A 25,834-nucleotide genomic window follows, 5' to 3' on the forward strand; every position below is an offset into this window, starting at 1 on the left:
ATGTATTCAAACCGCATACCAGCACCCATAAACACTTCAATTCCTATTGTAAGTGTTATTAGTAAAGTTATAGATATTGCCACGGGAAAACCTGTAAGCAATGTTAATATATTTGTACAAGGCAGGCCCACCACAGGAACCGCCACAGATGCAAACGGTAACTTTCAGTTAAACGCATTAATTACGGACACGCTTGTTTTTTCGCACCAAACTTATGAAACGGAAACCATGCTAGTAAACAGCGTGCAACAAACCGTTTACATGGTAGAAGGTGCCAACCAACTAGATGAAGTTGTAATAACAAACACGCCTAAAAAGAGCCGTGCAGGTTTATATATCATTGGTGCCATAATTGGCGCATTTGCTTTATATAGCGTAACCACAATGGACGAATAAAACCCCAAACCATGTTAATATACCAAGACAAAGTACCAAGCAACATACGCACCGCTTTCATTGCAAAAATAAAAGAGGTAAGCAGCTATTTAAACATAGATCCTAATTGGTTAATGGCTGTAATTAATTTTGAAAGCGCAGGCACATTTTCCCCAAGCATAGAAAACCATATTACAGGTGCAACCGGGTTAATTCAGTTTATGCCAAATACGGCCCAAAGTTTAGGTACTACCGTAAGCGCATTAAGCCGCATGAGTGGCGTACAGCAACTAGATTACGTAAAGCAATATTACAACCCTTATAAAACAAAAATTAAAAGTTATATAGATCTATATTTTGCAACCTTTTTCCCCATTGCCATAGGTAAAGCAGGTAATTATGTATTGCAAACCAGCCGCATACCACCAGGCGTAATAGCCACTAGCAACCCCATTTTTGATATTAACAAAGATGGTAAAATTACAAAACAGGAAGTTGAAACGGTTATGTTAAGCCGCATACCAGCAAACCTAATTCATTTAGTACAAACCAATAAAACCATTAGCCTTTTTGGCGTTGTTGTATTTGCAGCAGCAGCCTATTACGGTGGTAAAAAATTAAAGTTATGGGAATAAGCATAAAACCAAAAAATAACGGTGGTGGCGGGGCTACCATAGAGCAAGATAATATAAACAAAACCTTATATTATACGGCCGCTATTCCTTTTAATAGTATTTCAGCATTAACTAAAATTAATAACGGACCAGCTTTTGGTGTTTCTGAAATTGAAGAACCGCTATTTAAGTTTGTACAAGTTAGTCTATCACCATCAAGCGGACTATTAAACGCCAAAGTATTCGTATATCAATTAAATAATGTAGGTAAAGGAAGTTACGGCACAGGAAACCCACCACTTACATTAAACCAAATTGAAGAAACAGGGCAAATAGGCATAGAAGCCACAGACCTTACACAACTTGCCGACACCCAAATTATAGATTTAGGCGAAATAGGCGCAACCGAAATACACACCGCCTTTGATGCCCATACATTTATAGACGCTGAAAACCCAGTACAAGACCAAGAAGATGGCTATCGTGTAGTTAACACCTTAAACAATGGCGATTTAGTACAATATTTATTTATTGGTTTAGGTGGAGAATATGGCACAACAGGAACGGAAATAACCCTAAAAAAAGAGTTTGTACCATTCACAGAATTACTACCAAGAAAATTAAGCGAGTTTGTAGATGATATTGGCGCAACAGACGCTATTATAGGGAACACTATTTTTATTGACACCGTAAACGGTAATGATGATACGGCTGTAATTGAAAACCGTGGAAAGCCTTTTAAAACAGATTTTGGTGCGTATGCTGCTAGAGTGGGGTTAGTAGGTAATTGGATTTACTATTATATTGATAATAACGTTACGCGAATAATGAATGCGCCAATATCTGGCAATAATTATTTTTTAAAAACTGATAATGGTGGCGTTTTTGATTTTAGCATGAATCCAACAATAACTAACAGCCCGGTATATCACCTCACAGTTTCTGGCTTTTTTTCAATCGATACTCCATTTTCTAATCTTTTATTTCACGGGGTTAAAAACCACGTTGGCAGTAATAAACTAAATATTATTGCAAATAAAATCGAATTGAGCGGTTCGGCTAATCATCCTGACCATGCTGTATTTCAAGCAGATGAACTCTCAAAAATAGAATGCAATACTTTTAATCTAAATTCTATATCTGCAATAGCTTCATTTGTAGGGTTAATTAAGGTAAATAAAATTTTAAATATTCAGCAAATGCCTCGCGGATTTTACAAACAACTTGGCACGATTTTAAGCTTTTCAAAAGATATTGAAATAAATGAAATAAATGTTGTAGGTGGTGCATCGTTCGCTAGTGGCGGGGGTGGTTATAACAAAATAAAAATCAATAAAATTAGTGGGTTTGGAGTAGTAGAATTTTCTAGTTATGGTGTTGCTTCTACTTCATTTATAATAGATTTTAATAAAACAGTCATTGATAATTCATTAGACATTGTTATAACATACAGATGTAGTAATTCAGATATTACCGTTACAGGGAGCATAAGTTCATATAATAAGTATATAGCGTATAACGGACAGGCAGGCAGGTCATTTAATTATAAATTTAAAAACTTTACAGGAAAAGTAGGTGCTTTAAATAACACATTAGGTAGCTGTTATATTGAAAATTCAAATATTGAGTTTGAAAATAGTTTAATGTATGTTTCAGAAGGCACTACGTTACTACCTGTTGTGTTTAAAGGCGTTAATAGTTTAACTTCCAACAACCCAAACCAAGAAAGCATAATTGAAGGCGCTGCAATAGGATCAATTGTTGATGTTTACGGGGTTCTAACCACCAATATAAAAAGTTTCGGTAAAAATATTACCGCTATACAACATAACAACACGTTTAAGGACAAAAAAAATGAGCTGGTAGTAAGAAGTAGATATGAATTAATTAATCGCACTTTAGACACCAACACAACCTATATAGTTGATGGCACAATAACACTTTTAGCAGGTGAATTTATAGAAGTTCCAGCAGGCGGAAACCTAACCCTAAACGGTTACGGTCTGGAAGCCAGTAAAATAATAAAAGACGTAGCAGGCGAAAGTATTTTTAGCAGTCCTGTTGGTGGTTCTGGTGGTATGCAAATTGATAGCTTAAAATTAAGCACCCCACAAAGCGGAATTTTCAACCTTACAGATGCCACAGGCTTTAATGCCTTGGAGTTTATAAAAGTAAACTTTGAAGATTGCGCCAGTTTAGGCGAAATGAAAGGTTTTCGTCAAGGCTTATGGACTAATATAGGTATGTTTAGTTGTGCAGATGGTTTAACGCTTACAGGAACATGGTTAGGTGGTTTCCGTACCAAAGAAGTAATTGTGCGCAATCTTACAGGCACAACAGGAACACTCTTTAAAAAAGGCGCAGGATTAGATTTTAAAAGCCGGTTTTACACAGATGCAAATATTGACATTCCAACAGGGTGGAAAATAGCAGATTTTGAAGCTGCTAACTTTTCAAACCCAAAAACCTTCCAGCTTCAAAACATGATTGTTACACGAGCAGGCGTAAGTAATGAAACCGATGCTTTGTACGTGCCAAACATAACCGAAGAAAGTCCAAAATGTGATTGGGCAGGAAATGTGGGTATGCCTAATAGTTCCATAGAGTTTCAAAAATTACGCAGTCCAGATAATACCGTTTTTAAATTAACGGTAGATAATGCAGGCGTTGTAACGGCAACAAGCGTATAAACATGAGAGAGCCGCGGCAAATAGAGCAAACGCAAAAAGATTTTAATAATCTAACAGAAATACAAAAAGCAATTGTAAACCTGCGTGCTATTAGCCAATTTAAGCTACCAAAACAAAACCGCGTAAAACCAGAAGATTTGCTAAAATAAACTAAAAATTGAGGGATTTTTAAAACAATGATAGAACAACTTAAAGAATTTGGAAACTGGTTTTTAAAACAAACCAAAACCAACCAAATAGCCGTACTCCTTTTGGGTATTTTATCTGTTGCCTACTTTGACAGAGCCGATTTTAAAAAAGAATTACAAGCCCTCAAATATGACAGGAAAAGAAATGATAGTACTTATGTTGCTAGAATTGATAATCTCAATCGCGATTTTCAAATCAAAATTAATGAGTGCAACAAGGAAAAAAATAGGATTTATTATGAACAAAACGAAGTGTATCGTAAAAAATTTGAAGAAGTATTTTTAAAAACAGATTTTATATATCAACAAGAAATTCAAAAGAAATGAAAAGCGTAATATATTTTTGTATTGCCATAGGCTGTGCCTGGGTAGTTTTAGAACCCAAAAATAAGTATGTAGCACCACAACTTCCAAAGGGTGAACTTTATTACAGTTCAGAACTGCCAGATCACAACATAGCTATTGATAGTTTAATTATTAAAATTGAAAAAAATCTAGATTACTTTAAACAGGAACAACTAACGCAAAACTAAAACCATGTACAAGCCTAAAAATTACGAATTAAGCGAGTTGGCCCACCCGCAAATAATAAAAGCCATTGGCGTAAAAAACACATGGCGAAGGTTGGACGAACAATGTTTAAGAGATATGCAAACTATTAACGATGAATGGCGTAAAATCCATAATTCGGGTATTTATTGCAATAGGCTTAATTTGGGTTTAGATTCTCGCGGGTTAAGACCGCCTAATGATCCAGATGGCTCATTTTATTCAACTCATAAAAACGGCAACACTTTTGATTTGGAACCCGTAAACGGCAAAATAGAAGAATTATACAAGTTTATAATTCAGCTAATAAAAGACGGTAAATTATTAAAGTTAAACACCCTAGAAAACTTTGCCGATACCGTAAAATGGGTACACGTTGGCTATATGAATACCACCGAAAAACCATTAATAATTTTTTTATAAACCATAATAACACCACAACACTATGTTTAACATGAAAGCAGCCGTAAAAAAGCACGCAAAAACCACAGTAGTAACCATTATAGCTATAATTACGGCCTTATGGAATACACTAACAGAAAATGCCGAGTTGTTTGGCTTATCTAGCCAAGTAATTATGATTGGTGCCATAGTACTAGCGGCAATTGCAATGGTAGTAAATATGCTAACAAGCAACCAAGAGTAAAACCATACGCCAGCAATGTAATTGTTGGCGTTAAAAATCTGCCTTATGCTATCACTCTTAACATTAAACAACCTAAAAACCGTTTTAATAATGGTTGGTATTGGTTTAGCTATTTATTTTTACCAGGATTATAGCTATCAAAAAAAAGAAAATGCCCGGCAAACAGATAACCTAATCCAGATCCGTAAACAAGATAGTCTTAAATACGCCAAACAGGTTTACACCAAAAAAGAAATTGAAGAATATTTACAGTATTCCCGGCAAGATTTGCAACAGTTTTTAGAAGCCAATAAAATAAAAATAAACAGGATTGAGCAAATTATAACCCAAACTTTAAAATATACAGATACCACAAAGCGGACCGTAGATTTATCGCCTGTTTTAGAAGCCATAAAAAGCCAACGAAATATAAAAATACCTGTAATAGATAGTACAGAATGTTTAATTGTAAAGGGTTTCATCATATTTAAAAATGATACATTAAGTTTAGACATAACAGATAGGCAATTTAAAAATGCAAGTGATGTTATTAGCTATTGGGAACGCAGGCAATGGAAATTTTTAGGCATTAAAACCCGGCTTTTCGGAAAAAAACAAGCAACCGTAATAATTAAAGATAGCTGCGGAAAAACCCAGACATTTGTAATAGATAAGCGAAAAAAGTAGTATTTTGCAGTCACCATAATAATTACCACACAATGAAATTTAAAACCATAGCCATAGGCATAGGCGGCATTTTAGTATTTGGCACTTTGTTTGCAAAAAACAAGGCTAGCCAAATTTCTGCTATTATTCAAAATTTAAAATTTAAGGTTTCCAGGATCAACAGCTTTAAATTAAAATCAGATCACATCCTTATAGATCTAGATTTGCTATTACAAAACCCAACGCCCGAAGAATTTTCACTAAATACAGGCACCGCCATACAGCTACATAAAATTGAAGTTTTTACAGCTAAAGGCATTAAGGTTGCCGATGCTTACAAACAAGTAAATAACATAGTTATAAATGCCTTTGGCGAAATGTTATTAAGCAATATACAGGTAATTGTACCCACAGAAAATTTAGGCAGTACACTTTACAGCTTTGTTAGTCAAGGCACAAATACAACCCTTATAACCAAGGCTCACGTTACCATTTTAGGAAAAAACTACATTATTTAAAAAACTAAACTTATGATCTCACTTTTAATCGGTGGTGCAATTGCGCTTATAACAAAAAAAGATAGTAAACCCGGATTAGGCGCGCCAAGGCATAGCGGTTTAGCAAAAGAAGGTTTAGACAACTGCGGACGTTTAAAGCCAGGTTTCATGTATGATAATGAAGGCAATTTAATACGTGTTGAAAAGGTTAAAAAAAGCACTAAAAAAGAAAAATTGAAATCTAAAATTTTAAGCTTAAAAGAAAAGTTTAATTTACAAGGTTTAGCTTATCCTGCAATTACAAAATGTGGATTAGGTGGTGGTTATTTAGCTAACGGACACGAAATTTTATCAGATAATGATTTAGATATATTAGATGATGAAGATTACAATATCGGTCTAGGGGCAGCCGCTAAAGATGTTGAACAAATGGTTAACGAATTGATTTTAGATAAAATTAATACAGGCGAACCATTACCAGCATGGAAACAAAGTTGGGCAAATAAAGCAAGCATACCAGCACAAAATTTTGTTTCAAAAAAACCATATTCGGGAACAAACAGCATTATTCTAAATGTTCTTTTAGGATCTATTATGCCAACACCTTATTATTTAACAGGTAAACAAATTAAGGATTTAGGCGGCAACATTAAAAAGGGATCTAAAACCGTTCCATTGGTATATTATAATTTTGTTAAGTCCTTAAAAGATTTTTCAGAAAGTACAGACAAAGAAAACGCCTTACTCTCAAAGGTAAGAGGTTATGAGGTTAAACGTCGTGGTAAAAAAACGTTTAAAATCACACAATCTAACTATAAAGGTATTCAGCTAACTGACAAAGAAATTTTATTTTTAAAGCTAGATAAAAACGAATATTGGTCTAAAGGATATTTAAAATATTACCGTGTTTTTAATATTGCAGACACGGAAGGAATAGAGTATGAAGTTCCAGAACCTAAATTAAATACAACAGCTGAACGTATTGATATTGCCGAAGCTATTATTTCAAGCTTCGTAGATAAACCAAAGATCAAGCACAACCCAAAAGAAGCTAAATACAACACCCTTACAGATATATTGGATATTCCAAATATTGAGGAATTTGATACACCAGAGGAATACTATTCAACTATGTTCCATGAGTTGATACATTCTACTTTACACCAAGATCGTTTAAACAGAAAAGAAAAATACGAAGGAAAGGAAAAAGATGCATCACGAGCATTTGAAGAACTTATAGCTGAATTAGGCGCAAGTTATCTATGTGGTTTGTGCGGTATTTTAGAAGTAACCCATATTAACCAAGCTGCCTATTTAAAACAATGGTACCAAGATTTAGTTGATTTAACAGAAGAAAACCCCGACTTCTTCATTTTCGCAACACAGCAGGCCCAAAAAGCAGTTGATTATATAATCAAGGATTTTGACGAAAACAATATAAAAAAGGTTTCTAGCCCTTCACCAGAACCAAAACCAGAGCCAAAAAACAACGATAAGGAAAAAGCAAAAGCAAGAGCCAAAGCGTTAAAATTAAAGATCAAACTTAAATTAAAATAATCATGTACTATACATCAAAACTAACAGCAGACGAAAAAAAATTACTAGCAACCGATACCGATATTTCAGATGCTTACGATACTATTAAAGTATTGTCAGATAATTTTGAAACAGATGATCCAGATGCCAAAGAGTTAGATGGTATGGTTAAAAATTGGTTAAAAAAAAACAAGCCAAAAGCGACAACAAAAAAACCAACTAAAAAAAATACAGAACCAAAACCTAAATTTAAAGTAGGTGATTTGGTTAGTTATTTTCACGATAATAAAGTTAAATATATTATTGATGAAATTGTTTCTTTTGATGGGCAATATCACATATATAAAATCATAGACGAAAACTCTAAAATTTTAATAATCAATGAAAACTTGTTAAAAAAACGCACAGAAAAAAAGCCAAATACGCCAAATCCAACGCCAAAAGACGAACAAAACCCGGAAGCGTTAATAAAGCAATTATTAGAGCAAATAGCAGCAGGCCAAAAAGGGCAAGCTTCACCAGAACAGGTAGAAGCAATAGTAAAAAATATTCTAAAAAATAGAAAAGTTTGTTTTGACGATTTATGTGCGGATCTTTTAAAAGTCATTAACGAAACCCAAAACGTTAAAATTCATATTCCAAAGTGGAATAATACCAAAACGTTTAAAAATGATACACCTAACTTATTGCGTATTATTGATGATATTGTTTTAGGAAATAATGTAATGCTAATTGGTGGTGCGGGAACAGGAAAAACATTTTTAGCTGAAAAAGTAGCAAGCGTTACAGGTTTAGAAGTGGAAACCATAAATTGTAATCAATTTACGTCACCTATTGAAATTAATGGCGGGCAAACTATTGAAGGCTACCAGGAAGGAAAATTAATTAAGGCGTGGCGCGATGGTAAATTATTAATATTAGATGAATTACCGAAACTTGATCCTAATACGGCAGGTATTTTAAACGAAGCTTTGGCGAAAACTAATCTTCCAGAAAATTCAGAAAGAGCCTACATAGTAAATACTAGAGGTGATCGGTTTAAAAAGAAACAAGGTTTTGCCGTTATAGCAACCGGGAACGTTTATCCAAACACAGAAAGCACAGCTTATGGTGCAAATAACAAGCAAGATTTATCTCTATTGGATCGTTTTACGGGATCTGTTTATGAAATTGAAAAAAACCCGGACTTTGAGAAAAAAGTAATTTTACCAGGCTATTTATTCCTTTGGGCCATTGCCGACAAAATTCGTACTTTAATAGAAGTAAACAAATGGGAAGCGCAAGTTTCTATTCGTTTAATGGAAACAAGTTTACGCGTGTATTTAGCCGAAAAAGAAGCTATTAAGCAAGGCGAAAAAATGGAAGATAGAAAAACCTATAAAGATGTTATAGATAGCTTTATTTGGACGTTTACAGAAGTGCAACAGGTTGAAGTTAAGCGGGAAATAAATTACGGCAAGCATTTTGATAAATATCAATATAGAGATTTAAACATAGACAAAAACCCATTTTAAAATGCCTTTTAATTTTTTACCAGACAATACAAACCCAGAGCCAAAGCCATCAACAGAAGGGCAGCCAGGCGGGCAATTTAATGTAGGGAAAAATGTGTTTTATGATGATTATTTAAGTCATTTGGATGCTCATAATTTATTTTCAACGCCACCAAAAAGAAGTGAATTTAAGTTAAACGAAAACTATAAAATAGCGAAGGATTTTTTTAGTAATTCAAGTTTAGAATGGCAGATTTTAAATAATTTTTATGGTCCAGAAACAGAAGTAGAAAAGTTATCAGAAGGTTACACTCAATTTCAAAAACCCAATTTATTAAATGAAACGATAAATAATTTAAACGCTGAAATAAAAGAAGATTTATTTTCAAGCATGGAAAAACCAAAAATGAAAATCAATGATCGGTTTGGTATGTTTAGTTTTGATTTAGCTAGTATGGCTATGACGTATATTTATGAATATTTTAAAGTTTCAAATAATGAAAAGGTTGATGCTAATTTAGTTGAAACAATAAAAAACAAATTAATTTATAAGCCAACAGGCGAAGCCGTAAAGCAAGAAATTAAAAGAAGGGAAAACGGCACCCCGGTTGTGGTTTCATCTGTTAGAAACTCTTTAATTGATTTTGAAAAGCAAGACAAACAGGATAGATCAGTAGAAATAATGGTACTAAATGCTTTTTCTAGTGATTTACAAGTGGAAAAAATAATTTATAATTCAATGGCTGCTATTACAACAGCTCAGAACCTAATTAAAAAAGGGTTTCGGGTTAAAATTACAGCCTTAAAGGTTATTGAAAATAAAAAAACAACCTACTTCCACTTTGTGCCAGCAAAACGCTTTAACCAGCCATTAGATATTAATGCAGCTGCTTATGTATGTGGTGATCCTCGTTTTTACCGCTATGCAGGTTTTAAGTTAAATATAATGGGGTGTGATCGTAATAATGAAATTATAAGCGAGGGTTTAGGATCTCCTGTAAATAGTTTAAGATTTGTTTCTAATACTATTGAAAAAGATTATGTGCCAAATTCTAATCTTAAACAAGCTGACACACGTTTGTATTTTGGTGGTTCCAGAAATATGAACGATGTAAAAAATGAAGTCAACACAGCTATTGAAATTTTAAAAGAAAAATACGCAGCTAACTAATAAATAAAACCATGAAAACAAAACAATTAAAATCCGACCATCCGTTTACTGCTTTTCAATTAAAAGCTTTAAATGCTGAATTGCAAAAAATATCAAATTTACAAATTGTTGCTTTGCGTGGTGTATCAAAATCACAAATTAGCAATTATACGGATATTGAAATTAAACACTCACCATATTTATTAGATGTCTTTTTATCGTTTATAGATATTTCTGTTCCGGACCAGCCAAAATCATTTTTGTATAAAATTGCCACAGATGGAAAAGTAGATTATAATGCTAGATCAAGCATGAGTTTTAATTCTTTGAGTGATCGCGTTTCATTTTTCAATTTATTAACGCCTGTAAACTTTAAATAATATGCTATTCACTATTAAAAATTATAATGGATTACCAGCTTCAAAAGTTCCTACAAAATTCCGTAGTTACCATAACGATATTAAGCAAGCTATTAATACAGGTCTTTATAATGAGGATAAAGAAGTAAAATCGGTTATTGATGGTTTTTTAAGTTTGTTGAATTTAGAATTGGCTATAAAAGACACGCAAAAGGTTAAAATAGTTAAAGATCCAGCACAAATACAAAGACTAAAAAACGGCATAAGAGAAGGTGAACTATTATTAAAAAGCGGTAAAAAAGCTAGTGGTAAAAAGTACTCTAAAGAAGAATTAAAAGCTATTGAAAAAAGCGTTAATAATTCCAAAATTAGAATAGGTGAAAAGCCTAAAATGAAACAAAACACCACAATAAAAACCCTGCCATTATCTAAAATTAATACAGATGAAAAGCGGTTTCAAAACCGTAAAAAATTAAATGAAACGATTGTAAATAATATTGTTGAAAATTTTAATGAAACGAATTTAGATCCTCTTATTATTTGGCTAGATCCAACCGATAATAAATATTATTTACTAGCGGGCCATCACCGTTTTGCAGCTTTAAAAAAGTTAAAAATAAAAGATGCACCTGTAAAAATAGCAAACCAGGATTACCCGAAAGAAGCTGATGCCATCCGTTATGCTAAAGAAGAAAGCAATGCAAACCGTAGTTTGGAAAAACCGTATGAACGTGCAGAAATTTACCGCAAATACAGATTACAAGGCAAGAGCAAAGCAGAACTAGAAACCAAAGCAGCTATTGAAGGCAAAAACAAAAGTTATGTTTTAAACTTGTCTTATTTGAATCCCAAGGGCAAAACGTTACAAGCCTTAATTCAATTTGATAGCAGTACAAGTGTTGCAGACACGCGAGAAATGGAAAAAATAGCCGATTGGATCGGACAAACCAGAAAAATAAGCAATAAGCTTACAGATGCTCACGAAAATGAACTTTTTGATTTCCTTACAGACAAAACAGCCAGCAAGCGAATAGCTAATAAGGTTGCATTTACTCAAAAGGTTATTAGTATCTTATCAAATATGTTTTTTGATGCTACCAAGCCGCTTAATATTAAGCGTTTTAAATACGAGAGCAACGGGGAAAAAGTTTACAATACAGAGGTTTCAGATTTACAGGATAAAATTAAGAAAAATCAAGAAAGTATTGATTTTATTAAAAACAGATTTTCTAATCCTGGAAGCAAAGACTATGTAGATCCTAACCATGAGGATTATTTTCAAATGAAAAAATTTGCAGATGAAAAAATACTAGATTATAATAAAAAAATTAATGCGTTACAAAAGGAATTAACGGTTTTGTTTAAAAACAAATCCACCTATATTAATGCAGGTAGTAACCAGGCGGCTTTATTTGGAGCCACAACAACAAAACGAAAAGCCAAACAGAAAGCCGCGCTAGGTTACAGTCAAACCATTAACATAACAGACGAGTTAAGCAATTTGCCAACACTTAAATTAGAAGCGGAAGCAACGAAGGAACAACCAGCCGAAGGCGTGTTTAAAGAGGTCACAAATTCGGCTGAACCTTCAAACTCTAGTAGAACAAAAATTAAAGGCGTAACAAGTGCTACTGAAAGACGTAAAAATGCTATTGATTTTGAATATTTTAATTTTCAAGGTGATTTAGCCCAATTTTTAGGAAAACTTGAAAAGAAAAATAAAGAAAGTTTAGCCATTAACATTAGCGGTCCAAAGGGAAGTATGAAAACTCGTGTTGCATTCCAGGCGGTTGATATGTTTATAGATCACGGCCTAAATGTTGGATTTGCATCATTGGAAGAACACGCGGAAAGTGCTTTATTTCAAGATAAAGAAGATCAATATATTAAGCCAAATAACTTAAATAAGTTTTATCCGTTTAGTGATTTGCCCGCAACTTTTGAGGAATTTATGAGCCTTGTAAGTCAGTTTGATGCTTTTTTTACAGACAGTTGGCAAAAACTATTAGAACACTATGGAAACATAAATTTTGACACCCAATTTAGAAAGGCTATTAACGGTAAAATTCTTTGGACTATTTTCCAAGAAACAACAAGCGGTTCCACTCGAGGTGGAAGTAAAAGTGGTTTTGATGGGGATATAATTTTAAAAGTTGAAAAAGGCGAAAACTATACTGAAAACTTTGTTTATGCTGAAAAAAACAGATACGAAACCATACCAGGTGCTAAATTTTATATTCACGATAAAAAGTTAGTAACCCCGGAAGATGAAGAAATTAAACCTTTGCCCGCTGAAATTTATTTAGATATTTAAAGCAACAGTAGTCATTTTATTGTTTTTAAGTTAGTTAGTTGAAAGCCGTTTTTTATAAGCGGCTTTTTTCTTTTTACAAATCAATACTAAAATTCCGGGCGTAGCCTTTTGGTAAGTTACTATCAATATCACGTAGGTAGGCCCTTAAACTATCTTCTGTTTTATGGCCTGTAATTGGCAGCATTTTTTGTATGATTTCAACCTCATTAAATTTTTCCTTTTTAAAGTAGTTGTATTGATCCAGCACGGCACTATGTCTTAAACTATGCATTCCGTGTAATTTGCCAAAACCTAAAGCGGTTTTTACTTTTCTAAAACGTCTATTAAAATGGTCGTATCGTTGTTTTTCGTCAAAATGCCATTCGGAAATAACATTTTTATCGGTAAAAATATAGCCGTTTTTTGCGTTGGAAGTTTTCTGTAATCTTGTAATAATTTCCTTTAATTGTGGCTCGAGAGTTTTAGTTTTAAATTTGTCGCGTTTGGTTTCAACCCGGTAAATATTGTTTTCCAGATCCATAAATTGAATTTCTAAACGCACCACTTCAATAGGACGTAAAAACCCATAAAAAACAAACTTTATAAAATCCAGCATTAACGGATCATTAACGCTAAACCATTTTTTAATATTTTCAATATCTTTTGATGTAAATGGAATATTCTTTTGCGGCTTACTTTTTATTTTAGGTATTTCCTTCGCAATATTTACAGGTATTACACCTTCCCCACTCATTACGCCAAAAACGGCAGAAATGGCCCGCCTGTAATTGTCAATACTTGTATTGCTTAAATGGTTCAAAGTTTTGAGATAGGCAATAATATGTTTTTTGTTTATTTCGGTTATATCTGTTTTATCAATTCTAACCTCTTTACACCAATCTTTAAAGCCTTTCATTCTAAAAACCATATTAGTTGCCGTGCTTTTTTTCCAGCTTGTTAATTGCTGCTTAATTACGTTGTCTATGGCTTCAATTACAGAAAATGTTTTTTCATCTTCAAAATCATGCAAGGGTAAACCGTTTCTAGTAAACGGATCAAATCCAAATTTTAGCAATTCATGGTACGAGTTGCAAAGCTGCGTACCATATTCTTTACGCTCTTTTACAGTTTTATACAGGTTTATATTTTCCTTATGCATGAACTTTTGCATTTTATCTGTATTAGGATTACGGAAATAATAATATATGTGCCATTGCTTACCAGGTGCCGCAGTAGGTTTGCCGTTTAGATCCTTTGGAATGTAAATTTTAGGAATAGAGTAGTTTGGTTTGCTCATAACGATAGTAAACTTTGTATGTACCGCTGTATGTACCGATTTGATAATAAACGTTTTTTCTTTCATGGTAAAAAAACGCTAAAAAACAAGAAAACCCTTTATAAATAAAGGGTTTCGCTATTGTACTGAAGACGGGACTTGAACCCGTACGTCCTAATGGACATTGGATTTTAAGTCCAACGTGTCTACCAATTCCACCACTTCAGCATTGGAATTTATTTTAAAAAAAGTTTTCAGAGCGAAAGACGGGATTTGAACCCGCGACCTCCACCTTGGCAAGGTGATGCTCTACCCCTGAGCTACTTTCGCAATTTTTATATGAACGTGCAATATTGCTATTGCGGTTGCAAATTTAAAATATTTATATGAATAGCAAAGCCTTTTTTGAAAAATTATTCGTTTTATTTTAAGCTTGCTTTTCCTTAACCAACATTCTCTTAATTTCGTTGAGTTTCATAAGTGCTTCTATGGGCGTAAGTGTATCAATATCAATATGTAAAATTTCTTCCTTAATACTTTCTAATAAGGGGTCATCTAATTTGAAAAAACTTAATTGTATGTCGTCATCTTTCAAAGATTTGACTTTATCGGTCAATTCTTCACTAGAATGTGATTTTTCAAGCTTCTTTAAAATGGTATTTGCGCGATTTAATACTTGTTGTGGCATACCTGCCATTTTTGCTACGTGAATACCAAAACTATGTTCACTACCTCCTGAAACTAGTTTTCGTAAAAACAACACATTATCTTTTAACTCTTTTACCGAAACATTGAAGTTTTTAATGCGATCAAAGGTTTCGGTCATTTCATTCAATTCGTGATAGTGCGTAGCAAATAAGGTTTTCGCTTTCGCTGGGTGTTCATGCAAATACTCACTAATAGCCCATGCAATGGAAATACCATCATAAGTACTGGTGCCACGACCAATTTCATCTAGAAGCACCAAACTGCGTTCAGAGAGGTTATTTAGAATGGATGCCGTTTCATTCATTTCAACCATAAAGGTGGATTCTCCCATAGAAATATTATCACTGGCTCCAACACGTGTAAATATTTTATCGACTAATCCAATTCTGGCAGATTTGGCTGGCACAAAACTTCCCGTTTGTGCTAATAACACAATTAAAGCTGTTTGCCTTAAAATAGCCGATTTACCAGACATGTTAGGCCCAGTAATCATAATCATTTGCTGCGTATCCCGATCCAAAAACACATCATTAGCAATATAAACCTCACTTGGGGGCAACTGCTTTTCTATTACGGGATGACGACCATCTTTAATTTCTAAATCGAAAGAATCATTTATATCCGGATACACGTAATTATTATCCATGGCCAATTGTGCAAAACCACATAAACAATCCAACTGCCCAATTAAGAAAGCGTTTTGCTGAACAGGTTTGATATATTGAGTCATCCACTGGATTAAATCGGCAAACAATTGTTGCTCAATAGCTAAAATACGTTCTTCCGCACCTAATATTTTAGATTCGTATTCTTTAAGTTCTTCCGTAATGTAGCGTTCAGCATTTACTAATGTCTGCTTCCGAATCCATTCTGCCGGCACTTTATCTTTATGGGTGTTTCGCACTTCAATATAATAGCCGAAGACGTTATTGGACGCTATTTTTAGTGAGGTGATTCCTGTGCGCTCGCTTTCACGTTTCAGCATGGTATCCAAATAGCCCTTTCCTGTTGAAGATAAACCACGAAGCTCATCCAATTCTTCCGAAAAGCCTTTTGCTATAGTAAAGCCCTTTAAAACATTGACGGGGGCATCTTCAATTAAAGTTTCTTTTATTTTATTTCGAAGTCCCTCACAACTTTGAAGCGTATCACCAATTACTTTTAAAGCATCATTATTACATGCAGACGCGATTTCTTTAATGGGCACAATAGCTTCTAATGAATTTTTAAGCTGAATAACCTCTCGCGGATTTACTTTACTAGTAGCGATTTTAGAAATTAAACGTTCTAAATCGCCAATTTGCTTAATATGACTTTGAATTTTATGAAGAGTCGGTTTATTCTTACTCAAAAAATCAACGACTTCATGACGCTGCTTAATTTTAGCCACATCTTTTAACGGTAAGGCCAACCAACGTTTTAGCAATCGGCCGCCCATTGGGGAAATGGTTTTATCAATTACTTGCAAAAGCGTCACGGCATTATTGTTTGTTGAATGGTAAAGCTCTAAATTTCTTATGGTAAATTTATCCATCCACACATATTCGTTTTCAGCAATTCTGCTAATAGCCGTTATGTGTTGCAGTTTATTATGTCGCGTTTCATCCAAATAATGCAAAATAGCACCCGATGCGATAATGCCTTCATTTAAATCTTCAATTCCAAAGCCTTTCAGCGTTTTCGTATCAAAATGTTTTATTAAAGTTTCATGGGCATAATCAGTTTGATACACCCAATCTTCTAAATAAAAGGTATGGAAATCGGGACCAAAAGTTTCATTAAAATGCAAGCGCTTTTGTTTTGAAACGAGCACTTCACTTGGACTAAAATTTTGAAGTAATTTATCTATATACTCGGCATTTCCTTGAGATGTTAAAAATTCGCCAGTTGAAATATCTAAAAATGAAATTCCTATATGCACTTTACCGAAATAAACCGAACATAAAAAATTGTTGGATTTGGATTTCAGCACCTCATCATTTAATGCCACACCAGGCGTGACTAATTCTGTGACACCGCGCTTTACGATGTTTTTGGTTTGTTTTGGATCTTCTAACTGATCACAAATAGCAACCCGCTCGCCTGCTTTAACCAACTTTGGCAAATAAGTGTTTAAAGAGTGATGCGGAAAACCAGCTAATTCAATTTCGCTTTCGCTACCTGCACCTCGCTTGGTTAAAATAATACCAAGAATACCAGCCGTTTTTATGGCATCTGCGCCAAAAGTTTCATAAAAGTCGCCCACACGAAACAGTAGCAAAGCATCAGGATATTTCGCCTTGATAGCATTATACTGTTTCATTAACGGTGTTTCCTTTTTTACTATTTTCGCCAAGGTTTAACTAATTTTTAATTGTTACTTTTGTTTGCTATCTAAAATTGCTAAAGTACTTATTTATTTAAGGTTTTTAATGGGCACTTGCCATAAGTTATTTACAATTATCACAAAAAATCACCATGCGAAAATTAAAAAACAGCGAGTTAGACCGCTTGAGTGTCGATGAGTTTAAGGAATCCAAAAAAACACCTATTATCATTATTTTGGATAATATTCGGAGTTTAAATAATATTGGTTCGGTTTTCAGAACATCAGATGCGTTTTTAATTGAAAAGATCTATTTATGTGGTATAACAGCACAACCACCCCATAAAGATATTCATAAAACAGCGTTAGGAAGCACCGATACAGTAGCTTGGGAATATGCTGAAAACACGTTAGATGTTGTTTCAAAACTGCAGGCTGAAAACGTGAAAATCTGTGCTATTGAACAAGCTGAAAATGCCACGATGCTCAATGATTTTAGTCCAGAATTAAATACCAAATACGCCTTGGTTTTTGGAAACGAAGTAAAAGGCGTAGCACAAGCTGTTGTAAATGCCAGCGATATGGTTTTAGAAATCCCCCAATATGGAACCAAACATTCGTTGAATATTTCGGTGAGTTGTGGTGTGGTAATTTGGGATGTGTTTTCTAAAATAAAACTTAAAAACTCAAAATCTTCCAAGAATACTTAAAAAATTCTTAATCGTAATTATGCATAAGCATTGCATTTTGCAAGTTGAAAATTTAATTTGTTTATAAATAAAAAAATATTAACTTGGTTAACCATTTGATTAATAGCACATAAATAGATGGCTTGTTTTATAGTTTATTTTTCTATAGAAATAAGGTCATTGTATCAAGACTAAACTTTAAATCTATTTTTAGAGATGCTATTTAATTCCTTCGAATTTCTTGTTTTCTTTCCCATCGTTTTTATTATTTATTGGCTATTAAATAATGATTTACAAAAACAGAATATTTTATTATTAGTATCGAGTTACATTTTTTATGCTTGGTGGGATTGGCGGTTTCTGTCTTTAATCATTGTTAGTTCTTTTATTGATTATACGGCTGGATCTAAAATATTTCATGCCAAAACGGAAAGACAAAGTAAAAACTGGCTATTAATAAGTTTAATTGCCAATTTAGGTCTTTTAGGTTTTTTTAAATATTATAACTTTTTTGCCGATTCATTTTCAACAATGATGACGGGTTTTGGCTGGCAACCCAATGATTTAACATTGAATATTATTTTACCTGTAGGCATCAGTTTTTATACCTTTCAAACCTTAAGTTATACTATTGATATTTACAGGAAGCAGTTTGAACCAACCAAAAATATGGTTTCATTCTTCACTTACATTGCATTTTTTCCGCAATTGGTAGCGGGTCCTATTGAAAGAGCTTCCAATTTATTACCACAAATTGAAAAGAAGCGAATTTTAAAAAAGGAATGGTTTAACGAAGGTCTCATTCAAATATTAGTAGGCCTTTTTCGAAAAATAGTAATTGCAGATACTATTGGAGCATATGTGGATACTGTTTATAGCGATGTGGGCATTTATAATTCGACCACCATTGTAGTAGCAACATTTCTCTATGCTTTTCAAATTTATTTTGATTTTGCGGGTTATTCCGATATTGCTATTGGTACAGCCAAATTAATGGGCTTTAAGTTTAACCAAAACTTCAATCTCCCTTATTTTTCAATATCGCTGACCGAGTTTTGGCGGAAATGGCACATGTCTTTATCTTTTTGGTTACGAGATTATTTATACATCTCGTTAGGTGGCAATAGAAAAGGCATAAAAATAACGTATCGAAATTTAATGTTAACCATGCTTCTGGGCGGATTATGGCATGGAAGCTCATGGAATTTTGTTATTTGGGGCGGCATACATGGGTTGATTTTAAGTATTGAGAAATTTATAAAAACATACCAAACTTCTTATTTGTGGAAGAAGTTTAGTTTTTTAGGCTATCCCATTACTTTTGGTGTTGTTTTATTTTCTTGGATATTTTTTAGAGCGCAGGATCTAAATTCGGCCATGCTAGCTATTAAAAAAATATGTCAATTTAACTTTTCAGCTCCTTTTATTGGAGATATTAATTTAATTATTACCTCTGCCTTAGTTTTATCGCTAGGCATTGGATTCGATTTCTTTTTATTCAGAAAAAAAATTGATTTAGAAAATTTAGCTGCCAGATTTAGCATCTTAAAAGTTGCGGTATTAGCTTCTGTAATAATAGTCCTAATCAACCTATTTTATTCGACCTCAAATAATTTTATTTATTTTCAATTTTAAAGCTATGAATCCACCAATTCTAAAACATATTATCAAAAGTTTCCTATTAATACTGCTGATTTCATTTGTATCAGATAAATTGGTATTCTTTCTTTTCAATAAAATTAGCGATCAGGTTTATACAGGTCAAAGTATTGGGAAAGTCAATCATTATTTAGAAATAAAAGATAGTTTAGATTTTATTGTTTTTGGAAGTTCTAGAGCGAATCACAATATTAATCCCATTAAAATATCAGAAAACAGTTTTAATATGGGCATGGACGGGCGAAAATTAGCGTATTCGGCCACGCTAATTAAATTATTGCCAGACAAAAAAAAACAAACAGTATTGCTGCATATTGACCCTGAATATGCATTTGATACAGATTATATAGGGGATGACATTACAGCTTTATCACCCAAATACAACCGTAATACCACCATAAAAAACGAGATTGATAAATTAGGACAAAATAATATCTTACAACGTTTTTACTGGAGTATTGGTTATAATAATGCAGTCTTGGGCATTGTGAAAAATTATTTGCAACCCAATTATGATTATAAAACCTATTCTGGATACGATCCTATTTATGTAAGTGATAATCAGCGGGAGATTTTTGAAAATATTCTGAACAAAGGAGAAAAAAGTAAGGATTGTGAAAGTCAGTACACTTTAAATACCATTTATAACTCCTATTTAGACGAAATCAAAATATTCTGTAAAACCCGCAATAAAACACTCATTCTTTTTACATCGCCTAGACTAATTGATGGCTGTAAAGATGATAATTTGAAATTAAAGCAGATTTTGAAAGACAAGAATTTGGAATATTACGATTTCACCGATTTTTTAAAAGAAAATAAAAATCTAGATAACTGGAAAGACAGAGGCCATTTATCCGATAAAGGTGCCGAATTGTTTACAGAAGAAATTAAAAAATTATTAAAGTAAAAATATATATTTCACAAAAATAAAGAAAGAAATTATTGCGCAATTTCATTTAAAACCCACAAATAATCTTCCCTACTATTCACAAAGTCCCGATTGGAAATATCAATAATCTTCACCTTAAGTTCCTCCTGATTTTTAAGAAAATTAAGATAGCCCGCATTAATTTTATCTAAATAGTCATCTTCAATATTTTGCTCATAATCACGGCCACGCTTTTTAATATTCTCTTGCAAACGTTGCGTGTTTTGGTATAAATAAATATACAATTCCGGCTTTGCAATATCTTTATACATTAAGTGAAACAAGCGTCTGTACAAATTGAACTCGTCTTCTGGTAAGGTGATTTTTGAAAAAATAAGAGATTTATAAATATCATAATCACTAACTATAAAATCTTTAAATAAATCCAACTGTGATAAATCATCACTAATTTGTTGATATCTATCTGCCAAGAAGCTCATTTCTAACGTAAATGCATAGCGTTTGGCATCTTCATAAAACTTGGGTAAAAATGCATTATCCGCAAAGCGCTCTAATATAAGTTTGGCGTTAAAATCGTTGGAAATCATGGTTGCTAAACTCGTTTTGCCGGCGCCAATATTACCTTCAATAGCTATATAATTGTAATTGGATAGGTTATATTGCTTACTCGGATTTTTCAACCAAACATTTATAGGTTCCACAACACTGGCATCTTCACAAATTTCGAGCAATTCCGGAATCGTTTTGTATAAAGTTGGATGTTTAATTTTTAAAGCAATTTCAGATAAAGGTTGCAAAACAAATCGCCTTTTTGCCATTTGCGGATGCGGTACCGTTAAGGTTTTGGTGTGAATTACTAAATCATCATAAAGCAAAATATCTAAATCTATTTTGCGCGATTCATAAGTGCCGCTTTCAGAACGTACCCGACCCATTTCAGTTTCAATTCGGAGTAAATCGTATAAAACGGTTTCAACTGGATAATCCGTTTTCACAATTAAACAGGTGTTTAGAAAATCGGCACCATCAAAGCCTAAAGCAGGCGTATTGTAGACTTTAGCAATCATTTGCACCTTGCCTATGCGCTTGTAAATAAAATCGACAGCGTCTTGCAAATGCTTTATGCGATCGCCTTGATTAGATCCTAGTGATATGTAAACGGTGTTTGATTGGGTCATAACGGATGCCAAAATAACTAAAAGAAAATTTAATAGTTTAGAATTTTTAAGCCTTTTTATTCAAAAAAATGGATAAGCTAAAAAGACACGTACTTAATATACTTCATTTTTATATTTGGATGTATATTTGTGCAGAAATTATTTTAAACTGTAGTCTCGGAAATTAGCACCCTTTATGAAGTACTAAAATTTTATTAAACTTTTGGTTTTCAACAACCTTTCACCTAGATTATGCGTATATCCTAACAACCTATCACTTAAAAAGTAGTATGAAAAAAGTTTTCAAAATTATTGGAATCACTTTACTAATAATCGTTATTTTATTGGTTTCCATTCCTTTCATTTTCCAAGGAAAAATTAAAGATATAGTAAAAAACACGATTAATAATAATGTCAATGCGCATGTAGAATTTAGCGATATTAATTTAAGTTTTATTCGCAGTTTCCCGCAAGCTCAAGTAGATGTAAGCGATTTAGAGATCACTAATTTCGCGCCCTTTAAAGACGAGAAATTAGCTTCGGTTAAGTCCATTTCTTTAACTATGTCTATAAAAGAGCTCTTTAAAAAGCCAAGTGAAGGGCCGGTTATTATTAATAAATTTAAGATAAATCAAGCCTTAATCGTTTTGAAAACGAATAAGCATGGTGAAACCAATTATGATATCGCGAAAGAATCTGAAAATCAGGATTCAGAAAGCACCAATAGTTTTTCCTTGGATGTTCAAGATTATAGTATTGATGACAGCGCGCTAACGTATATAGATGAAAGTTCTGATATTATATTTTTCATTACAGAACTTAACCATTCTGGAAAAGGAAAGTTTTCTGAAAATGTTTCTGAATTGGATACTGAAACCTTTGCGCGTGTTACATTAAAAATGGATAGCACCGAATATTTAAGTAATAACATCTTAAAATTAGATGCCATTATTGGGCTAGATTTACCTAATAACAAATATTCTTTTAAGAAAAATAAAGCATTCATTAATGATTTGCCTTTAGAGTTTCAAGGCTATTTTCAGCTCTTAGAAACTGGTCAAGAAATAGATATTACTTTTGAAAATCCAGGTTCTGATTTCAAAGAATTTCTAGCAGTTATCCCTAAAACCTATTCAAAAGACATTGAAAAGGTAGAAACGAGCGGCGATTTTAAAATCTCGGGTCGTATAAATGGTTTGATTTCCGAAGAAACTATTCCGCAAATGGATATTAATATTGTTTCCAACAATGCTTCCTTTAAATATCCAGATTTACCAAAACGTGTAGATAACATCAACATCAACACTAGTATTAAAAACACGACTGGAAAAGCCGAGGATACCTATGTAGATATTAGTAAATTAAATTTTAAAATAGATAATGACCAATTTCAGGCTACAGCCAAACTAGGGAATCTAACCAAGAATATGACGGTTGAAGCTTATATTGATGGTATTTTAAATTTAGCAAATATCAGCAAAGCTTACCCAATTGAATTAGATACTGACTTAAGCGGAATTTTAAAAGCTAAAATAAACACAGCTTTTGATATGAAAGCTATTGAAACGAATGCCTACGAACGCATAAAAAGTACGGGTAGCGTTCAGGTGAGTGATTTTGTTTACGCTTCTGAAGACATGCTGAATCCTATTAATATTTCTAATGCCGATTTAACCTTTCAAACAGGAACAGTTGCCTTGAATAGATTTGAAGCCAAATCGGGTCAAAGTGATATTAATGCAAACGGAACCATTACTAATTTATTAGGCTTTTTATTAAGCGATAAAAAACTGCAAGGACACTTTAATGTAAACTCAAATACGTTTAATGTTAGTGATTTTATGGTTCCCGATTCTGATGAGGATGTTGCCAATGCCAAGAAAACAGGAACAAGTACACCTTTAAAAATTCCAGCATTTTTAGATTGTACTATTAATGCCGATGCCAAAACAGTTATTTACGATAACTTGACACTTAAAAATACCAAAGGAAATCTAGCTATTAAAGACCAAACGGCCACTTTAAATAACTTGACAACTAATTTATTCAAAGGAACTTTAGCCGTATCGGGTGATATTAATACTCAAAAAGATGTTCCACATTTTAACTTGAAATTAAACGCGAATTCTTTTGACATTACAGAATCCTTCAACACCTTGGATTTATTAAAAGCATTGGCGCCAATTGCTAAAATTTTTGAAGGAAAACTGAATACGGAAATTGCTCTAAACGGTAGTTTGGATAATTCCTTTTCACCTATATTAAGTACGGTTTCTGGTAATGCACTTGCGGAATTATTAACAACCAAAACTAAAATTGAAAACAGTCCACTTTTAAATGCTCTAGACAGCAAATTAAGTTTTATTGATTTGGATAAATTAAATTTAGATGATTTAAAAACGATTCTAACTTTTAACGATGGCAAGGTTAATATTCAACCATTTCATATAGCTTATAAAGATATTGATATAGCTATTGGCGGAAGCCATGGTTTTGATCAATCTATGGATTACAATATTGCTTTTAATGTGCCAGCCAAATATTTAGGAAGCGACATTAACCGTTTAATTGGAAAAATTAATGATTCGGAAGTCAACAAAATTAGCATTCCTATTACAGCCAATGTAAAAGGAAGTTTTGATAACCCTAATATTTCAACAGACTTATCATCTAGCATTTCTAATTTAACGAAGCAACTTATTGAAATAGAAAAGCAAAAATTAATTAACCAAGGTACAAATGCGGTTAAAGATTTAATTGGCGGCATGATTTCAGGAAATAATCCAAGTCCTGGAAGTACACCAAAAGACACGACAGGTGTTAAAACCGACTCAACGAAAGTAACGCCACCAACGGCTGAAGATGCTATTAAAAATATTCTGGGTGGATTTATTAAGAAGAATAAAGACAAGAACAAAACGAAAAAAGACAGTATTAACTAATCTGTGCTAACAAAAAACAGGGTTTTCCATTAAAACTCCGAAATCCTTATACAAATAACATAAAAAGGATTACCTTAGCACCCATTAAAATTAAGAAAGAAAATATGTTACGAATTGAAATTAAAGAAGGAGAAAATATAGAACGTGCTTTAAAGCGTTACAAACGTAAGCATAGAAACGTAAAAGTAATGCAGACTTTAAGAGAGAAGCAATACTTCACTAAACCTTCAGTGAAGAAAAGACGTTTATTCTCAAAGGCTGCTTATATCCAGAATTTAAGAGATCAAGAAGATATTTAATTGTCTTTTTAAAATATATTAAAAAGCACGCATTTTTTTATGCGTGCTTTTTTTTATGCGATAGAAAGTTTAACCACAAGTCCTTCGTTGGAGCGAATATTAAAAACGGTATCATCTTCAAAAATCAGATACTGACCTTTCAATCCTACCAACTTGCCAGAATACTTTTCAGACTTTACCATATTTAAACTTTTCGGTTTTTCAGGATAGTGATGCACCGGAAATATAATATTGGTTTCTGTATTATTGGCCAAATAATAGGCTTGCGCTTCTTCAGGAATATAGTGTTTTAATTTTTCGCGCCAAACTACCAAATCTTCATCTTGGATATCATTTTTTAGCATGTTGCGCCAATTAGTTTTATCACCAACATAGTTTTTTAAGGCAACTTCCGTAATACCGGCTAAATACCGATTCGGCACCTCAACAATTTCAATAGCTTCATGAGCGCCTTGATCTATCCAACGGGTTGGCACTTGACTTTTTCTAGTAACACCAACCTTGACATTGCTGGAATTTGCAAGATAAACAATGTGCGGTTGCAGCTGAACGCGCTTTTCATACTCCAAATCCCGCACTTCTTCATCCAAATGCGCTTTACTTAATTCTGGTTTTATAATCCAATCGGCTGCCTGCGGTACTTCAAAAAAGCAACTTTTACAGAAACCTTGTCTGTAAATTGGCTTGTTCAAACCACAACTTAAACACTGATAGCCAACAAACTCTAATTGAATGTTTTTATCTAACAACTGATTCATATGTATGAAGTCGCTTGCAAAAATGAGGTAGTATTGAATAGGCTCCGTAAACTCGGTTGTCATTTTTGTTAAAACACCTTGGTAGGTCATAAAAAAAAGTATTATTTTAGTTCA

The 25,834-nt window shown here is 33.1% G+C and carries 24 protein-coding genes and 2 tRNA genes; 20 read left to right on the forward strand and 6 right to left on the reverse strand.

Annotation, left to right across the window (positions count from 1 at the left end):
- From ES674_RS00720 to ES674_RS00785, 15 genes are read left to right on the forward strand one after another with little or no spacing between them, the layout of a single operon-like run.
- Positions 1–396 carry a carboxypeptidase-like regulatory domain-containing protein gene (locus ES674_RS00720; RefSeq protein WP_148402074.1) on the forward strand — a complete coding sequence of 132 codons (396 nt, stop codon included), beginning with the start codon at positions 1–3 and terminating at the stop codon, positions 394–396.
- Positions 397–407: 11 nt separating this feature from the next.
- On the forward strand, positions 408–1,010 hold the full coding sequence (locus ES674_RS00725; RefSeq protein ID WP_148402075.1) for a transglycosylase SLT domain-containing protein: 603 nt from the start codon (positions 408–410) through the stop codon (positions 1,008–1,010).
- On the forward strand, positions 1,001–3,679 hold the full coding sequence (locus ES674_RS00730; protein WP_148402076.1) for a hypothetical protein: 2,679 nt from the start codon (positions 1,001–1,003) through the stop codon (positions 3,677–3,679). Before ES674_RS00725 ends, ES674_RS00730 begins: the two co-directional genes overlap by 10 nt.
- A gap of 2 nt (positions 3,680–3,681) precedes the next feature.
- Complete coding sequence (locus tag ES674_RS15345; protein ID WP_170233934.1) at positions 3,682–3,828, forward strand: hypothetical protein; 147 nt, start codon at positions 3,682–3,684, stop codon at positions 3,826–3,828.
- A 27-nt stretch (positions 3,829–3,855) separates the two neighbouring features.
- Positions 3,856–4,194: a hypothetical protein gene (locus ES674_RS00735; RefSeq protein WP_148402077.1), complete on the forward strand. Its 339-nt coding sequence runs from the start codon at positions 3,856–3,858 to the stop codon at positions 4,192–4,194.
- A complete protein-coding gene (locus ES674_RS00740) occupies positions 4,191–4,400 on the forward strand; it encodes a hypothetical protein (RefSeq protein ID WP_148402078.1) in 210 nt (69 codons plus the stop codon). Before ES674_RS00735 ends, ES674_RS00740 begins: the two co-directional genes overlap by 4 nt.
- Before the next feature lie 4 nt (positions 4,401–4,404).
- The gene (locus ES674_RS00745; protein ID WP_148402079.1) at positions 4,405–4,839 is read left to right on the forward strand and encodes a hypothetical protein; all 435 of its coding nucleotides are present in this window, start codon (positions 4,405–4,407) and stop codon (positions 4,837–4,839) included.
- A 22-nt stretch (positions 4,840–4,861) separates the two neighbouring features.
- Positions 4,862–5,062 (forward strand): hypothetical protein, encoded by a 201-nt coding sequence (locus ES674_RS00750; protein ID WP_211359263.1) that lies wholly within the window; start codon positions 4,862–4,864, stop codon positions 5,060–5,062.
- A gap of 45 nt (positions 5,063–5,107) precedes the next feature.
- Positions 5,108–5,728, forward strand: coding sequence for a hypothetical protein (locus ES674_RS00755; RefSeq protein WP_148402081.1), 621 nt, complete (start codon positions 5,108–5,110; stop codon positions 5,726–5,728).
- A gap of 32 nt (positions 5,729–5,760) precedes the next feature.
- Entirely contained in the window at positions 5,761–6,225 is a 465-nt protein-coding gene (locus tag ES674_RS00760; RefSeq protein WP_148402082.1) for a hypothetical protein, read from the forward strand.
- Between the two features lie 12 nt (positions 6,226–6,237).
- A complete protein-coding gene (locus tag ES674_RS00765; protein ID WP_148402083.1) occupies positions 6,238–7,761 on the forward strand; it encodes an ArdC family protein in 1,524 nt (507 codons plus the stop codon).
- A gap of 2 nt (positions 7,762–7,763) precedes the next feature.
- On the forward strand, positions 7,764–9,254 hold the full coding sequence (locus ES674_RS00770; protein ID WP_148402084.1) for an AAA family ATPase: 1,491 nt from the start codon (positions 7,764–7,766) through the stop codon (positions 9,252–9,254).
- Position 9,255: 1 nt separating this feature from the next.
- Positions 9,256–10,404, forward strand: coding sequence for a DUF7192 family protein (locus ES674_RS00775; RefSeq protein ID WP_148402085.1), 1,149 nt, complete (start codon positions 9,256–9,258; stop codon positions 10,402–10,404).
- Positions 10,405–10,415: 11 nt separating this feature from the next.
- Complete coding sequence (locus tag ES674_RS00780) at positions 10,416–10,763, forward strand: hypothetical protein (protein ID WP_148402086.1); 348 nt, start codon at positions 10,416–10,418, stop codon at positions 10,761–10,763.
- A gap of 1 nt (position 10,764) precedes the next feature.
- Positions 10,765–13,056, forward strand: coding sequence for a ParB/RepB/Spo0J family partition protein (locus ES674_RS00785; RefSeq protein ID WP_148402087.1), 2,292 nt, complete (start codon positions 10,765–10,767; stop codon positions 13,054–13,056).
- A gap of 73 nt (positions 13,057–13,129) precedes the next feature.
- Here the strand turns inward: ES674_RS00785 and ES674_RS00790 are convergent, their stop codons facing one another.
- The 4 genes from ES674_RS00790 to mutS all read right to left on the reverse strand — a co-directional run bounded on the left by ES674_RS00790 (position 13,130) and on the right by mutS (position 17,354).
- Positions 13,130–14,398, reverse strand: a complete 1,269-nt coding sequence (locus tag ES674_RS00790) for a tyrosine-type recombinase/integrase (RefSeq protein WP_148402088.1) — start codon at positions 14,396–14,398, stop codon at positions 13,130–13,132.
- Positions 14,399–14,455: 57 nt separating this feature from the next.
- A tRNA-Leu gene (locus ES674_RS00795) sits at positions 14,456–14,539 on the reverse strand.
- 30 nt (positions 14,540–14,569) lie between these two features.
- Positions 14,570–14,641, reverse strand: a tRNA-Gly gene (locus ES674_RS00800).
- A gap of 97 nt (positions 14,642–14,738) precedes the next feature.
- Entirely contained in the window at positions 14,739–17,354 is a 2,616-nt protein-coding gene (gene mutS, locus ES674_RS00805; RefSeq protein ID WP_148402089.1) for a DNA mismatch repair protein MutS, read from the reverse strand.
- Positions 17,355–17,476: 122 nt separating this feature from the next.
- Here mutS and ES674_RS00810 point away from each other — a divergent pair, with 122 nt between their 5' ends.
- The 3 genes from ES674_RS00810 to ES674_RS00820 all read left to right on the forward strand — a co-directional run bounded on the left by ES674_RS00810 (position 17,477) and on the right by ES674_RS00820 (position 20,582).
- Complete coding sequence (locus tag ES674_RS00810; protein ID WP_148402090.1) at positions 17,477–18,034, forward strand: RNA methyltransferase; 558 nt, start codon at positions 17,477–17,479, stop codon at positions 18,032–18,034.
- Between the two features lie 195 nt (positions 18,035–18,229).
- On the forward strand, positions 18,230–19,648 hold the full coding sequence (locus ES674_RS00815; protein ID WP_148402091.1) for an MBOAT family O-acyltransferase: 1,419 nt from the start codon (positions 18,230–18,232) through the stop codon (positions 19,646–19,648).
- Between the two features lie 4 nt (positions 19,649–19,652).
- Positions 19,653–20,582: a DNA topoisomerase VI subunit B family protein gene (locus tag ES674_RS00820; protein ID WP_148402092.1), complete on the forward strand. Its 930-nt coding sequence runs from the start codon at positions 19,653–19,655 to the stop codon at positions 20,580–20,582.
- 32 nt (positions 20,583–20,614) lie between these two features.
- Here ES674_RS00820 and folK read toward each other — a convergent pair whose 3' ends face one another.
- The gene (gene folK / locus ES674_RS00825) at positions 20,615–21,742 is read right to left on the reverse strand and encodes a 2-amino-4-hydroxy-6-hydroxymethyldihydropteridine diphosphokinase (protein ID WP_148402093.1); all 1,128 of its coding nucleotides are present in this window, start codon (positions 21,740–21,742) and stop codon (positions 20,615–20,617) included.
- 269 nt (positions 21,743–22,011) lie between these two features.
- Between folK and ES674_RS00830 the strand changes: the two genes are divergently transcribed.
- Together ES674_RS00830 and rpsU are read left to right on the forward strand one after the other, a co-directional pair.
- Entirely contained in the window at positions 22,012–24,663 is a 2,652-nt protein-coding gene (locus tag ES674_RS00830) for an AsmA family protein (protein ID WP_148402094.1), read from the forward strand.
- Positions 24,664–24,767: 104 nt separating this feature from the next.
- Entirely contained in the window at positions 24,768–24,962 is a 195-nt protein-coding gene (rpsU, locus tag ES674_RS00835) for a 30S ribosomal protein S21 (protein ID WP_148402095.1), read from the forward strand.
- Between the two features lie 53 nt (positions 24,963–25,015).
- On the opposite strand, the gene ES674_RS00840 is transcribed toward rpsU, so the two are convergent.
- Entirely contained in the window at positions 25,016–25,810 is a 795-nt protein-coding gene (locus ES674_RS00840) for a DUF2797 domain-containing protein (RefSeq protein ID WP_148402096.1), read from the reverse strand.
- Between the last annotated feature and the right edge of the window lie 24 nt (positions 25,811–25,834).

The sequence above is a fragment of the Bizionia myxarmorum genome (genome assembly GCF_008086205.1).
GTDB classification, from domain to species: Bacteria; Bacteroidota; Bacteroidia; order Flavobacteriales; family Flavobacteriaceae; genus Algorimicrobium; species Algorimicrobium myxarmorum.

What these genes read in the sequence shown, in the direction of transcription:
- ES674_RS00720 (WP_148402074.1), top strand. Translation starts at nt 1, where the DNA reads ATGTATTCAAACCGCATACCAGCACCCATAAACACTTCAATTCCTATT.
- ES674_RS00725 (WP_148402075.1), top strand. Translation starts at nt 408, where the DNA reads ATGTTAATATACCAAGACAAAGTACCAAGCAACATACGCACCGCTTTC.
- ES674_RS00730 (WP_148402076.1), top strand. Translation starts at nt 1,001, where the DNA reads ATGGGAATAAGCATAAAACCAAAAAATAACGGTGGTGGCGGGGCTACC.
- ES674_RS15345 (WP_170233934.1), top strand. Translation starts at nt 3,682, where the DNA reads ATGAGAGAGCCGCGGCAAATAGAGCAAACGCAAAAAGATTTTAATAAT.
- ES674_RS00735 (WP_148402077.1), top strand. Translation starts at nt 3,856, where the DNA reads ATGATAGAACAACTTAAAGAATTTGGAAACTGGTTTTTAAAACAAACC.
- ES674_RS00740 (WP_148402078.1), top strand. Translation starts at nt 4,191, where the DNA reads ATGAAAAGCGTAATATATTTTTGTATTGCCATAGGCTGTGCCTGGGTA.
- ES674_RS00745 (WP_148402079.1), top strand. Translation starts at nt 4,405, where the DNA reads ATGTACAAGCCTAAAAATTACGAATTAAGCGAGTTGGCCCACCCGCAA.
- ES674_RS00750 (WP_211359263.1), top strand. Translation starts at nt 4,862, where the DNA reads ATGTTTAACATGAAAGCAGCCGTAAAAAAGCACGCAAAAACCACAGTA.
- ES674_RS00755 (WP_148402081.1), top strand. Translation starts at nt 5,108, where the DNA reads ATGCTATCACTCTTAACATTAAACAACCTAAAAACCGTTTTAATAATG.
- ES674_RS00760 (WP_148402082.1), top strand. Translation starts at nt 5,761, where the DNA reads ATGAAATTTAAAACCATAGCCATAGGCATAGGCGGCATTTTAGTATTT.
- ES674_RS00765 (WP_148402083.1), top strand. Translation starts at nt 6,238, where the DNA reads ATGATCTCACTTTTAATCGGTGGTGCAATTGCGCTTATAACAAAAAAA.
- ES674_RS00770 (WP_148402084.1), top strand. Translation starts at nt 7,764, where the DNA reads ATGTACTATACATCAAAACTAACAGCAGACGAAAAAAAATTACTAGCA.
- ES674_RS00775 (WP_148402085.1), top strand. Translation starts at nt 9,256, where the DNA reads ATGCCTTTTAATTTTTTACCAGACAATACAAACCCAGAGCCAAAGCCA.
- ES674_RS00780 (WP_148402086.1), top strand. Translation starts at nt 10,416, where the DNA reads ATGAAAACAAAACAATTAAAATCCGACCATCCGTTTACTGCTTTTCAA.
- ES674_RS00785 (WP_148402087.1), top strand. Translation starts at nt 10,765, where the DNA reads ATGCTATTCACTATTAAAAATTATAATGGATTACCAGCTTCAAAAGTT.
- ES674_RS00790 (WP_148402088.1), bottom strand. Translation starts at nt 14,398, where the DNA reads ATGAAAGAAAAAACGTTTATTATCAAATCGGTACATACAGCGGTACAT.
- ES674_RS00810 (WP_148402090.1), top strand. Translation starts at nt 17,477, where the DNA reads ATGCGAAAATTAAAAAACAGCGAGTTAGACCGCTTGAGTGTCGATGAG.
- ES674_RS00815 (WP_148402091.1), top strand. Translation starts at nt 18,230, where the DNA reads ATGCTATTTAATTCCTTCGAATTTCTTGTTTTCTTTCCCATCGTTTTT.
- ES674_RS00820 (WP_148402092.1), top strand. Translation starts at nt 19,653, where the DNA reads ATGAATCCACCAATTCTAAAACATATTATCAAAAGTTTCCTATTAATA.
- folK (WP_148402093.1), bottom strand. Translation starts at nt 21,742, where the DNA reads ATGACCCAATCAAACACCGTTTACATATCACTAGGATCTAATCAAGGC.
- ES674_RS00830 (WP_148402094.1), top strand. Translation starts at nt 22,012, where the DNA reads ATGAAAAAAGTTTTCAAAATTATTGGAATCACTTTACTAATAATCGTT.
- rpsU (WP_148402095.1), top strand. Translation starts at nt 24,768, where the DNA reads ATGTTACGAATTGAAATTAAAGAAGGAGAAAATATAGAACGTGCTTTA.
- ES674_RS00840 (WP_148402096.1), bottom strand. Translation starts at nt 25,810, where the DNA reads ATGACCTACCAAGGTGTTTTAACAAAAATGACAACCGAGTTTACGGAG.